General features: G+C 45.2%; 11 protein-coding genes. 6 read left to right on the top strand and 5 right to left on the bottom strand.

What is annotated here, in order from left to right:
- The first annotated feature begins 1 nt into the window (after window position 1).
- Together lgt and KJ365_RS15005 are read left to right on the top strand one after the other, a co-directional pair.
- Complete coding sequence (lgt, locus tag KJ365_RS15000) at window positions 2-853, top strand: prolipoprotein diacylglyceryl transferase (RefSeq protein WP_214452493.1); 852 nt, start codon at window positions 2-4, stop codon at window positions 851-853.
- Window position 854: 1 nt separating this feature from the next.
- Window positions 855-1,706: a thymidylate synthase gene (locus KJ365_RS15005; protein ID WP_214452494.1), complete on the top strand. Its 852-nt coding sequence runs from the start codon at window positions 855-857 to the stop codon at window positions 1,704-1,706.
- Window positions 1,707-1,710: 4 nt separating this feature from the next.
- Here the strand turns inward: KJ365_RS15005 and KJ365_RS15010 are convergent, their stop codons facing one another.
- Entirely contained in the window at window positions 1,711-3,168 is a 1,458-nt protein-coding gene (locus tag KJ365_RS15010) for a capsule assembly Wzi family protein (protein WP_250884276.1), read from the bottom strand.
- Window positions 3,169-3,435: 267 nt separating this feature from the next.
- Between KJ365_RS15010 and KJ365_RS15015 the strand changes: the two genes are divergently transcribed.
- The gene (locus tag KJ365_RS15015) at window positions 3,436-4,491 is read left to right on the top strand and encodes a response regulator (RefSeq protein ID WP_214452496.1); all 1,056 of its coding nucleotides are present in this window, start codon (window positions 3,436-3,438) and stop codon (window positions 4,489-4,491) included.
- Window positions 4,491-5,438 (top strand): sensor domain-containing diguanylate cyclase, encoded by a 948-nt coding sequence (locus tag KJ365_RS15020; RefSeq protein ID WP_214452497.1) that lies wholly within the window; start codon window positions 4,491-4,493, stop codon window positions 5,436-5,438. The genes KJ365_RS15015 and KJ365_RS15020 overlap by 1 nt, the downstream gene beginning before the upstream one ends.
- A gap of 1 nt (window position 5,439) precedes the next feature.
- On the opposite strand, the gene KJ365_RS15025 is transcribed toward KJ365_RS15020, so the two are convergent.
- The 4 genes from KJ365_RS15025 to rapA all read right to left on the bottom strand — a co-directional run bounded on the left by KJ365_RS15025 (window position 5,440) and on the right by rapA (window position 10,504).
- Window positions 5,440-5,763, bottom strand: a complete 324-nt coding sequence (locus KJ365_RS15025; protein WP_214452498.1) for a hypothetical protein — start codon at window positions 5,761-5,763, stop codon at window positions 5,440-5,442.
- A gap of 135 nt (window positions 5,764-5,898) precedes the next feature.
- Window positions 5,899-6,897, bottom strand: a complete 999-nt coding sequence (locus tag KJ365_RS15030; protein WP_214452499.1) for a DUF3530 family protein — start codon at window positions 6,895-6,897, stop codon at window positions 5,899-5,901.
- 88 nt (window positions 6,898-6,985) lie between these two features.
- Window positions 6,986-7,654, bottom strand: a complete 669-nt coding sequence (locus KJ365_RS15035; protein ID WP_214452500.1) for an RluA family pseudouridine synthase — start codon at window positions 7,652-7,654, stop codon at window positions 6,986-6,988.
- A 24-nt stretch (window positions 7,655-7,678) separates the two neighbouring features.
- Window positions 7,679-10,504 carry an RNA polymerase-associated protein RapA gene (rapA, locus tag KJ365_RS15040; protein ID WP_214452501.1) on the bottom strand — a complete coding sequence of 942 codons (2,826 nt, stop codon included), beginning with the start codon at window positions 10,502-10,504 and terminating at the stop codon, window positions 7,679-7,681.
- Between the two features lie 223 nt (window positions 10,505-10,727).
- On the opposite strand from rapA, the gene KJ365_RS15045 reads away from it, so the two are divergent.
- Window positions 10,728-12,158 carry a PhoH family protein gene (locus tag KJ365_RS15045; RefSeq protein ID WP_214452502.1) on the top strand — a complete coding sequence of 477 codons (1,431 nt, stop codon included), beginning with the start codon at window positions 10,728-10,730 and terminating at the stop codon, window positions 12,156-12,158.
- A 101-nt stretch (window positions 12,159-12,259) separates the two neighbouring features.
- The gene (locus KJ365_RS15050) at window positions 12,260-13,126 is read left to right on the top strand and encodes a hypothetical protein (RefSeq protein WP_214452503.1); all 867 of its coding nucleotides are present in this window, start codon (window positions 12,260-12,262) and stop codon (window positions 13,124-13,126) included.
- Window positions 13,127-13,176: the final 50 nt, after the last annotated feature.

Consider the following 13,176-nt stretch of genomic DNA (forward strand, 5'->3'; position numbering starts at 1 on the left):
AATGGCTAACCCCGTATATTTAACGTTTCCAACAATTAACCCCGTAATTATAGAAATAGGCCCACTAGCACTGCGTTGGTATGGCCTAATGTACCTTGTTGGCTTCGCTGCAGCCTATTGGTTAGCGTCACGGCGTTTATCGCGCACTAACTGGAGCAAAGACCAACTTTCTGATCTGTTGTTTTGGTGTTTCATGGGGGTCATTGTTGGCGGTCGCATAGGCTCGGTGCTGTTCTATAACTTTTCTAATTTTTTGGCTGATCCGCTATACCTCTTTCGCATTTGGGAAGGAGGAATGTCGTTTCATGGTGGTTGTTTAGGCGTTATTGGCGCGGCATTTTTATACGCTAAAAAACAAGGGTGGTCATTTTTGCAAGTGGGTGATTTTATCGCACCACTGGTTCCTATTGGCTTGGGTGCCGGCAGAATAGGTAACTTTATCAATGGCGAGCTGTGGGGCCGGGTGACTGATGTGCCTTGGGCATTTGTGTTCCCAGGGGCAGGGCCTGATCCACGTCACCCATCACAGCTATATCAGTTTGCGCTTGAGGGAGCGTTACTGTTTACATTGGTTTGGTTGTACTCTGCAAAACCTCGCCCAACCGGAGCGGTTGGTGGTTTATTCTTAGCGGGCTACGGTGTGTTTCGCTTTTTTGTGGAGTTTTACCGCGAGCCCGATGCGCATCTTAGCGACCTATATGGCTCGGTGATTACTCAAGGACAAATGCTCAGTATCCCAATGATTATTGCCGGCGTTGGCTTAATTGTGTACGCCTATCGCATGCGCCCAATAACTGCAAATACTCCAGAGAAACCTTCAGCGAAGGCGCAAAAAGCAAAAAAAGGAAAGTAAGTTGGATCAGTACGAACGCTTGTGTAAACGTATCATTGAGCAAGGCTCATGGGTCAGTAATGAACGCACCGGTGTGCGCTGCTTAACGCTTATTAATGCTGATTTAGAATATGACGTTGGAGCTAATCAATTTCCCCTAGTGACTACCCGAAAGTGCTTTTACAAAGCTGCCATTGCTGAACTCCTTGGCTATCTTCGCGGTTACGATAATGCTGCACAATTTCGCTCTATTGGTTGTAATACGTGGAATGCGAATGCTAATGAAAATCAAGCCTGGCTAAATAATCCTGCTCGTAAAGGTGAGGATGACATGGGGCGCGTTTATGGTGTACAAGGTCGCGCATGGCAACGCCCCGACGGCAAGTATCACGATCAGTTGAAGAAGGTTGTCAATAATTTATCAAAGGGTATTGATGACCGGGGTGAAATTATCACGTTTTACAACCCTGGAGAATTTGATTTAGGATGCTTGCGCCCGTGCATGCATACCCATACCTTCTCCTTATTAGATGGCACGCTTCACTTAACAAGCTATATGCGAAGCTGCGATGTACCCCTTGGGCTCACCTTCAATATGCCTCAGTGTTTTGTGTTACTTGCCCTGATGGCACAAATTACCGGCCATAAACCGGGCAAAGTCTTTCATAAGATTGTGAACGCCCATATCTATGAAAACCAGCTTAGCCTGATGGAAAGTGAGCAGCTCAACAGAGAGCCATACCCAATGCCATCGCTGTCGATTAATCAAGATATTCGCAGTTTAGAAGATATTGAAACGTGGGTAACAACCGATGACTTTCAAGTACACGACTATGAATGTCATCCGGCTATCGCTTACCCTTTTGCGGTGTAGTGCGTTAGAACGCGTATTGCGCTTTTAAATAGATCAGAGCGTCGGTTTGATCGCTTTGGGTCTCGAACTGACGGTTTGCAATGCTGCCACCTGCTTTAAGAAGCCAGTTGCCATAGGGGCGTTGATAAAAGCCTGAAAGTTCGATGACATCTTCACTTGCCGCTTCTGTTAATACAGGTGATGGACGTCGACCATCTTCATTAAGCTGCGCTGAACGCAGATAAATCTCTGCAACACCACCACCTTCAAAGCGCAGGTTGGCGCCCAGAGTTAGTTGCTTGGCGTCGGAGTCAAAGGTACTACCGAGCGTTCTGCCGTAGGTGCGATAACCGGTTTGATAAGTACCATTTTCGTAATAACAGTCACTTGCGTTGTTGTCTAAGCCTGTACAATTGACAATGGTATTGCTTGTTTCAACAAATATCTTCGCATTATAAATATAGGTTGATAAGCCAAATAGATTGGCATTGTCGGTAATTCGATAACCATCCACAGCGTCTTCTCCAATACGCTGCGCATACAGACTCACCGGACGCTCCAAAACATTAAAGGTATAGCTGAAATCAAATCCAGCAAGGTGATTACCTTCTTTGGTCACCTGTTCTTCAGTGCACCCGTTTTCTAGCCGGCATACCGCTTTAAATGTAATTAAATCAATGAAGGAACCGATATCTTCATTCTCGCCTTCACCGCCCCACATCGCAACCCAAGATACGCCCCATTCAAAACCTTTGAATGGTCGAGACGTAAAACGCCCGAGTATTAGTTTTGTGTCTGGCACCACCCGATCACTATCTAATTGCCCAAATTGCCCAGTGATATACCAAGGTCCTAACCATGAAAGCCAAGGAGATTCTGATTGCGTGTTCACCGAACGGGAGAATGCTAGAGATTTAATCGGACGAGTGTTGTTAGATAATATCAGGCTGCTCGACTGAGCCGGCCCCCAAAATTGATCGAGGGAGCCTAGTCGTAAATTCCAATCACCAAATTGATAGGCAATAAATGAGTTATCTAGGTTACGGCGTCCGCCAGAGGCATAGTTTGCGGTGACTTGCCCCGACCAGCGCCCTTCAAAGAAGGTTTTGGTAATGCTCAGCTCGCCAGTTTCTTCTACGCCATCATCTAAGCTTCTAAAGCGCACATCATCACTGGCGGCTTGTAGGGTAACAAATTGTCGTGAAATGCCACGCTTTTCTGCCGCTAAGTAATGCTGCAAGCGAGCAAGGGCTTGTGCTGGCATGAATGTCATGGCCTGTGCATCTAAACTTTCAATTTGCTCTGAGACACCCTTCCAAGGGATAGGGAAAGTGGTCACGCTGGCGTCTAAATAGCCCCACTCTGCAAGCGTTTGTAAATCATAATGCAGTTGTTTGTCTTGGGTGCCAATCCAAGCTGACGCGCCAGCCCCAAAACTGTAAAAAAACAAACAACAAACAGCAACAACAACTAAAGATCTCAATGGTTTTCCTAATTCGTTTATGACTTGCAGATACATCGACTATAAAAACACAGTCGACCATGCAAATAATATAGAGTTTTGCATCTGCGTCCTAGCGATAAACCCAAATATTTCAATATATTGTCGTTAAAATGTACAAATTGGGCACTTTTTTTAAAGTTTTAACGAAAGGCATTAACTTTCTTGGAACGCGTACGATATAGTGAATACAAGTATAGTTTCTGATAGTCAGCAGTTGTCAAACAAAACCCGTAAAAAGGATTTAGCATGTCACTTCCAGTCTTAATCTGTGATGACTCTTCGTTTGCGCGCAAAGCTATGGCGCGCTCGCTCCCTGATGGTTGGGACGTCGATATTTCTTACGCCAGTAATGGTCAAGAGGCGATCGAGCAAATCAAAGCAGGGCGAGGCGATATTATGTTTTTAGATTTAAACATGCCTGTCATGGATGGCTATGAAACTATGGAAGCGATTCGCGCACAAGATTTGCCAAGTATGGTCATTGTGGTATCGGGTGACGTACAACAAGAAGCCCGCTCAAGAATGCTTGCAATGGGCGCTATCGATTTTATTCGCAAACCCATTGATAACGCCAAGCTCATGTCTATATTGTCTAAGTACGGTATTTACACGGGTGAGGCCAGCGCATCAAAACGACTAAAAGATACTAGTATTTCGATGGGCTCTAGCATAGATGACAAGCTAGACGCATTTAGAGAAGTAGCAAACGTCGCGATGGGGCAAGCTGGAGAAAATCTAGCAAAAATACTAAACAGCTTCATTGACTTACCTATTCCCAACGTCAGCATCGTGCACTCTAATGAAATGTCGATGATGCTAACTAACATTGATTCTCAGCAAAGTGTCTCTGCGGTCTCAAAAGGTTTTGTAAGCCCTTCAATAAAGGGCGAGGCGCTCATTATTTTTAATGATGCGAATATCAGCGCTGTTCAACGCCTGATTGGTAACAATAAAAAATCTTCTGATGCAGCAGAAATTGAAGCATTGATGGATGTTTCTAACATCATCATTGGTGCTTGCCTCAATGCCTTATCACAGCAACTTAAACTAAACTTTACCCATAACACGCCAATATTACTTGGTATCCATTGCGATTTAGACGACATCGTTAACAACAATATTGCGCGCTGGGAAAAGGTATTGGTCATTGAAATTGCTTATTCAGTGGCCAGTGAAAATATTAATTTTGAATTGCTCTTGGTCATTCCTGACCGTGACATTGACGCTGCATTTTCGCGCTTGATTTTAAGTCAGCAACAAACTGAAGCGACCTTGTCTATCAGTCAAGCGGGGGCGAATTAATGACGGCGATGGATAAAGGACAATGGCAACAGGCCTTGCTTGGTTCAATCGAGGTTGGCATTGTGGTGGTCAACAAAGATTTTCAAGTTGAAGAGTTTAACCAGTTTATGGAAAACCACAGCGGCGTAGTGGCTAAAGATATCTTAGGCAATTCGTTGTTTGATTTTTTTAAAGAAATTGACCAGCCTTGGTTTGAAAATAAGTGTCAGCCAGTTTTTTCAATGAATACGCCAGTGTTTGTGATTTGGGAGCAACGTCAATACCTATTTAAGTTTGGTACTAGCCGCCCCATCACTTCAAGCTCTGACAATATGTACCAGAACATCACCATTCTTCCAATAACCGATGACAGCGGTGACGTAGATAAAATTTGCATTCTTGTGTATGACATGACCGACCAGGCCATGAGTAAAGCGAGAGTAGAAAAGCTAAACGAACAACTGCAGGTGATTAGCCGAGTTGATGGTTTGACCGGGCTTTATAATCGTCGTTATTGGCAAGAGCGATTTGAACGCGAGTTCAAACTCACGATCCGCAACAAAAAGCCAATTTCGGTGTTAATGCTCGATATAGACCATTTCAAAGCAGTGAATGATACATATGGGCATCAGGCTGGAGACAAGGTTATTCAGTCTTTGGCCATGTTAATTAAAAAGGCAACGCGCGAGACTGATATTTGTGGGCGCTATGGTGGAGAAGAGTTTGCTATTTTGCTGCCAGATACCACCACTGAAACTGCCCATATTGTAGGCGAACGCATTCGTAAAGTGTCCGAGCGCTATGTGGTTCAGCATGAGGGCTTGGAGCTGAAATTTACGGTCAGCGTTGGCATCGCAGAATTCAATTCAAAATACACAAGACCATTAGTGTGGTTGGAAGCAGCTGATCAGGCCTTATATAAAGCCAAAGAAAGTGGACGCAATAAAGTGATTATGGCTAAGCCATAATTTAAGGTCGCATGCCAACGACGTCGAGGGTGCAAGGGGTATCTTCTTTTAGATAAAGGGTATACAGCTGTAGCTCACTTCGTACACTGTCTTCATGACGCAAACTATGACCGCCCACAAACTGTACCTGATACAGAACATGCCAAAAAATACGCTCTCTGTGACTATAAACTTGTCGCTCTGCGTTTTTAATGTTCGTCCATTCCTCGAGAACATCCCATATGAATCCGTCTAGCTCTTTAAAGGCGATATTATCCGCCCAGTAGGCTTCCAAATAGAAGACTAACTGTTTTGATTTTTCATTGACAAATTCACTAACTAACAAGTAACACGCCTTTTCGACTTTATTCACCTTTAGTATAGACGTTAGAACAAATATGCCACGGTAGGGATAACAATGAATTTTAAGTACATGATTAACAGAGATATATTTTTTACATGAATGACGATCATCTAAGAATTACCAGCCTAAATAGCGAAACCAGCCTTTTGCTTCAGTAGCAATATCACTATGCATGGAGGGAGAAAACGCCAATGCATTTACTTCTCGTTGACGGTAGAAGGCTTTGATTTTTACCTCTGATTGCACCTGCCGCTGCTCTCTTGTGTACATTGACCAATAGTTGTCGGCGGGGCTGACAATGTCTAGCACTGGAAGCGTAGACCTTGCGACAAGATCGGGTACGTCTTTGTTGAGGGTGTTATTGGGTAGGTAAATATTATTGATAATCAATGCGTCGGGCAGATTCCCGGTGCTTTGTTCAAGCGCCGAAAGCATGATTTGCGCGCTTATTCCTTGTGCAAATAGCACTTTGTATCCGCTAAAGCTGACTTTCTTTTGTGTGGCTTGCACAAACATTGTTAGGTAGGTTGAAAATGCTTGATGATAGGCTTGTTCAAATAGACTGTCTTGTTGCTTAGCCGGCACCAGCACAAGCTCAGCCTCGCGAGGCTCCAGCGTGTTCGTCTGCGCATCGGTTTGCGCTTGCTCTGTCTCAGTGGCCGCTTTACTCGCTTGCTCGCTGGCGCGTTTGGCCTCAACTTCTGCAATTGCGATTAAAACTTGTGGAGTGGGCATAATGACACTGTTCCAACCCTGCATCGCAAATTCTTGCGCTAACGGCATCAACGCATTCAATGGTGTACCATTTTGTGAGGCGTCAGGAATGAGAAAAATCGTACCAAGGCTAATCGGGCGCTTGGCTCGCTCAACAAAGATGGGAAACTGATAGGCCTTTGATTCTATTTCTACATCGACCAATTGATATTCATCGTCGAGCATGCGTGATTGCACATCCTCGCTTATAAAATCTAGCTTAATAGGCGTAGGTTCGCTCGGTTGCGCGTCAGGAGTTTGTTCGCCCGGCGTTTGATCAACTTGATCATCTTGTGCCCATGCAAACTCAGTCGCTATGCAAGTCAGTACTATCAATACTGCAAAAGCGTTATATCTGTGCATCAAGTATTACCCAATCACCGGTTATATCGTATAGATATGGTTATCGGCACTCAGCAGGTTTTGTTTACGCTACTTTGAGGATGAAAGGTTATGGCTCGAGTTGGAAATCATGCGGGCTATAAAAGCGAACTTCATGCCCTGTACTTGGATGACAAAATGCGATGCTCTGTGCATGTAATAAAAGACGTGGAGACGCACTTAAAGCCTTATCTTTGGCATATAGCTTGTCTCCTAAAATCGGGTGGCCGATATGTAACATGTGCACTCGTAACTGATGAGAGCGCCCAGTCAATGGATGTAATCTAACCAAGCTAGAATAAAGCCCTTCTTCGACCACCTCATATTCGGTATGTGCCTTTTTACCGTTTTCTACATCTACCATTTGCTTAGGCCTATTTGGCCAATCGCAAATCAACGGTGCTGAAACATCACCACTGCGATGGTTTAAGTGCCCAAATACGCGCGCAAAATACGTTTTGTGCACTTGGCGTAGCTCAAATTGCTTAGAAATATGTCGGTGGCTCGCTTTATTTAATGCAAATAACATCAAGCCAGACGTTGCCATGTCGAGGCGGTGTACCACCGTTGCTTGCGGATATACGCGCTGCACCCGAAGCTGCAAAGAGTCCTTGTGCTCTGGCGCCTTGCCCGGCACACTCAGCAAGCCCGACGGCTTGTCGAGCACCAGCAGGTCTTCATCGGCGTGTAGTAAACGCAAATAAGGTGCGGTGGGCGGATTATAATGAATCAGAGCCATTAAAATTATCGATACACGGCAATGTTATTGTCGGTTATTCACAACAATGCGAACACTGTCTAAGTATGGCTCTGCCTTATCAATAATTCCGTGCAGTTGGCGTTGCTGAGTCATTAGATATTCAATTTCTTCATCACGAATACTTGGGTTAACGCGCTGCAACTCTTGCAAGCGGTTTATTTCATCGCTAAGGGTTGATGCCATCTTATCAAGTGCATTGTGCTTAATATCATCTAGTTGAGTCACCGCATGCGCGAGAGCCGCTTCAATACCTGCGCTAATTTGTGCCTGTAGCGCGCCAATCAGCTGCTTTGCCATTTTTGGTTTAACCGGATAAATCGGGTCGAAGATGTCATCACTTAGTTGGTTTTTCGCATCAACGCATATCCGAATAGGTGTTGGAGGTAAAAACTGAAAGAGCTGCAGTGAGGCATCAGCGCTTGGATTAAGTACTGCAATGATCTCAACAAAGTACGCGCCCACAGGTAGCTCGGGGTTATTGATGAAACACAAGCTACTTTTACCGATAACGTCGGTGAGCACGCTATCGATGCAATGTGTGACTAATTCACTGTCGCCGCTGAGGTAGGTAACATGTTCAAACTTGGTCGCTACGCTACGTTTGTAGGTAATTTCCATACCGTCATCTGGCAAACCCGGTAAAGGAAAGAGCATCGAATCACCGTGGCGGATAACGAAGGTGTGGTCGTCTTTTTCTTCCTGCACGACTCCAATGGCGTCAAATAACCTAGTCATAAAGTTGAGCATTTTAACCGGGTTTTCGGCCATTACGATGTTGTCCATCACTTCATCGATTTTGTCGCCCCCAGATGCATTTAGTTCAAGTAAGCGATCTCGGCCTTCTTCGATAGTAGCTTTAAGTGCTTTGGTGGTGTCACTGGCGCGCTCCACAACGTCTTGCCAATTCTCTTTGTCATGAGGCGAGGCAAGGGCGGAATGAAGTTCATCTTTGAGCGACTGCCATACTTGCGAGCCAACCGGACAGGTTTGCGTAAACGCACTTAATCCGTAGTGATACCAGTTATAAAGGACCTCTTGTGCGGTGCCTTCGAAATAAGGCACATGAAGATTCACATCTTGTGATTGACCAATGCGGTCAAGACGCCCAATGCGCTGCTCTAACAAATCAGGGTTAATGGGTAAATCAAACAACACTAAGTGGTGACTAAACTGAAAGTTGCGCCCTTCACTGCCAATTTCTGAACACAGCATAATTTGTGCGCCAAACTCGTCGGTAGCAAAGAAGTGCGCTGCCTTATCTCGCTCAACAATACTCATACCTTCATGAAACACCGTGTGCCTAATGCTGGTTTTTGCGCGCATATATTCAGCAATTTGCAAGGCCGTGCTGGCATGGGCGCAAATCAATAACACTTTTTGCTTGTGGGACTCTAAAAATTGGCACAACCATGCGACTCGCGGATCGTAAGAAGGCCATGTCTCATCAAGCATGGTGGCTCGCTCAGGGTGAAGCGTTTGATTAACGTCATCTTCCATTGCTAAAGCTAAATCGTATTCTTTCGGAAAGCGCATCGGATAAGGTGTTACTACCCGCTTGGGGAAACCCTCGATACCCGCCCGTCGGTTTCTAAACAACAAGCGCCCGGTTCCATGCTGGTCGATGAGCTCACGCAATAGTTTGCTGCGTTCACTTTGTTGCGACAGATCTAATTCATCTAAGGCTAGATTCGGGGCATGCTCAGCAAGGGCTGTGATATCTGATTCGTCAAGCGGATGGTCTTCAATCAAGGGAGTGACCGCTTGCGCTAATTCGCTATAGTGTGCCTCTTCTTCAATAAACTGTGGGTAACTATGAAATCGAGCTGGGTCAAGCAGTCTCAGGCGAGCAAAATGGCTTTCGTGGCCGAGTTGGTCAGGCGTGGCGGTAAGCAGCAATACGCCTTTTGCGATTTTGCTTAACTGTTCAACCGCTTGATAACTCTCAGATACAGTGGTTTGCGACCAATGAAGGTGATGCGCTTCATCGACGACTAAAATATCCCATGAGGATTGCGTTGCATATGCAAGCACTTCTGGTTGCTTGATAAAATCGACGCTACAAAGCACGCGCTGCTCTTGTTCAAATGGATTTTCGCCACTTTCTTTGACCGCTTCTATGCGCTCTTCGTCAAATACCGAAAAGCTTAAGTTGACGCGCCTTAGCATTTCCACCAGCCATTGATGAACCAAGCTACTAGGCACACAAATCAGCACTCGCTGCGCGCGCCCTGTGAGTATTTGTTGATGCAAAATAAGCGCCGCTTCAATCGTTTTACCTAGGCCGACTTCATCAGCGAGCAAGACCCGCGGCGCAAAACGCGATCCGACTTCGTGGGCGATATGAATTTGATGCGGAATGAGCTCTAAGCGAGCACCCACAAGGCCCACCGCACCAGAGGTTGAAAATTGGTGCTGATGTTGCCAGCACGCAAGCCTTGAGTCGAACCACTTTGGATGATCGAGTTGGCCATGTGCTAAGCGCTTTTCTGGTTGATTTAATTTAACGCTGTGATCGAGCGCTACTTCAACAATATCCGCAGGCTCTTGGGTATCTTCGCGTACCCCACAATAGGTGATCAAACCGTCTTGTTCTTGCACGCTTTCAATGCATATTTGCCAGCCGTCGATATGCGGGGCGGTTTCGCCCTCGCTCAATTGCAAGCGAGTGAGGGCATTATGAGAAATTGCGTAGTTACGTTCTTCGTTTACTGCTGGAAAGAGTACGGTGACTGAACGAAAATCGACCGCCATCACCACCCCTAATCCGAGGCTTGCTTCGGTGTTACTCAACCATCGTTGTCCGACCGCAAATTCACTATTATTTGGCATTCAAAGACTATTTTTATGTGTGTGGAGTTTGGCGCGTATTGTAATCCTCTAAAGCATAGATGTCAGCCTTAGTGTCTGAAACTTTGAAAAAAGCATAAAAAAACCGTGATAAAACCAGCATACTTGTTTATTGTTAATTGTAGTGCTTTGGCAGATGCGTAAAAGCCGTCTTGGCTTTGCTTGTACTCTGCTGTGTCTAGCGTTTTTTTAAACGGAGTAATGGATGCCTGAATCCCAACCTGTCGTAACCTCTTCTTCAACATCTACTCAAGATGAACCGCAAAAACTATATGTTCTCGATACCAACATATTGCTACACGAACCATTAGCGTTTACTTCGTTTAAAGAGCATAACGTGGTGGTGCCTATGACGGTGCTCGAAGAGCTTGATTACATCAAAGACAGCAAAAAGGATGTCGCTCGCGATGCTCGAGTGTCAATTCGGGCAATGGAAGATTTACTTCGCGATGCGTCACCAGAGCAAATGTTAGAAGGTGTGAGCATGCGCGGCATTGGTTCAGGTGAGGCTGCACCTACCGGTACGCTCTCGATTTTTGCTGACTTATCTATGAATGAAACACAGCAAGTGTTTACCAGCAATGAAAACGATAATCGAATCATCAATGCGGCCTTACATTTACAAAAGATCCTCGCGCCTCGTGAGGTGATATTGGTGACTAAAGATATCAATATGCGCTTGAAAGCCAAAGGCGCAGGTATGGCCCGAGTGCAGGATTATCGTACTGATCAACTTATCAGCGATATTAAATACTTAACCAAGGGTTACCACGAGTTTAAAGGTGAGTTTTGGTCCCGTGTAAAATCTGTTGAAAGCGTTACAGAAGGGCGCGACACTCTGCATAAGGTAGACAAGAGTATTGTGCCAGAACCATACATTAACGAGTTTCTGATTGATGAGGCGCATAGCTTTGCCGGCTTGATAGAAGCCATCGATGAGACCACCGTGGACGTTCTAGATTTGGGGTATGAACGACTTATGTCTAGACGTGCCTGGGGCATAACGCCAAAAAATATTGGTCAGGCGATGGCGTTGCATACTCTACTAGATCCGCATATTGATCTTGTGCTTCTTACTGGCCCAGCGGGCAGTGGTAAAACGCTATTAGCGCTTGCTGCAGCCTTAGAAATGGTCGTTGAAAAAAACATGTACGATAAAATTATCGTAACCCGTAGCACGCCAGAAATAGCCGAGTCTATCGGCTTTTTGCCCGGTACCGAAGAAGAAAAAATGGCACCGTGGTTGGCAGCTATAACTGATTCACTGGAGGTGCTTCACAAGAATGATGAAAACACCAAAGGCTCCCTGAGTTACATTATGGAAAAGGCCAACATTCAGTTTAAATCGGTCAACTTTATGCGCGGGCGCAGCTTGCAAAACGCCATTGTGATTTTAGATGAGTCACAAAATCTCACGGCGTCACAGCTTAAAACCATCATCACGCGCTGCGGCGAGGGTACCAAGCTAATATGTGCGGGGAACCTCTCTCAAATCGATAGCAATTACTTAAATGCATTAACCTCAGGTTTAACGTACATTGTTGAGCGCTTTAAAAACTTCTCTGGTAGCGCCACTATCAGCCTTGATGGCGTAGTAAGAAGTCGCTTAGCGGAGTTTGCAGAGAAAGAACTTTAACTACAGTTGATATGATGCGTTTGATTGCTACAAGAGCCGGCTTGATCATGATAGGGCTCTTGCTTTTTTCATGCTCTGATAGCAATAAACAAACGCAGTTTATGTCGTCACCATGGTATTTGCTTAGCGAGCAAGACTATAAAAAATTAAAAAGCGAAGAGGCCGCTGCTGAGCAGCAAGGTAATCTCGACCTTGACGCATTACGCAATTTGAACGTATCTACCTTACTCTTTTTGGATGATGCGAGCTTTGTTCGCTTTACGCCAAACAGCCAGAGCGTTGTTGTTGATAAAGGCGATCAGATGCCCGTCAATATTGATACCTTGTGGCACGATGATGCAATCACGCTTTTTGTGGATGCCAATAATAATTTTGACTTGCAAGCTTATGGCGAACGGGTAAATCAAGCAACAGACTTAGACGTTTGTGTGACAACATGTAGGCTGTTGCCTAGCCCTTTCTTCGGCGCCCCTGAGCCATCACCGTCAGCATTGTTTGAGGCGCTTACAATCGAGCATGATAAAGTGGCTCTACAAGCGCGCCAACAAAACCTTAAGCAGCGTTTGGCAATGTACTTAACTCATCAATTTACGAGCGCCGGCACTGTTCTGATGACATCGCCGGACCTATTGTTGACCCAACAAGACAAAAACTGGAAAAGGCTTTACAGCTCACTTATTGAGCTTCGCGAACGTTATGTAGACTTGTTTGTTCAAAAAAGCACCGTCTATGAGGCGGATAATGAGCGTCGCTTGTTGGCGTTTCGAACAAAAACAAGCGCTGGAGAAGCCGCCTATATTGTGTATAACTTCTCATTTGACATACATGAGGTGCCATTACCCTTTGGTTTCATGACGTCGACGAAAGTGACGCTGTGGCAGAGTGATACCGCGAACGTCACAACATTTGTTACTGACGCTCCTTTGATGATCAGTCCCTATAGTGCGGTGATTATTATTACCGAATAAAGAAACAAAGACCGAAGTGTTAAAAAAAGAACTTGATCCTGATATGTTTT

Source organism: Glaciecola sp. XM2, from assembly GCF_018595715.1.
In the GTDB taxonomy this organism is placed as follows: domain Bacteria; phylum Pseudomonadota; class Gammaproteobacteria; order Enterobacterales; family Alteromonadaceae; genus Glaciecola.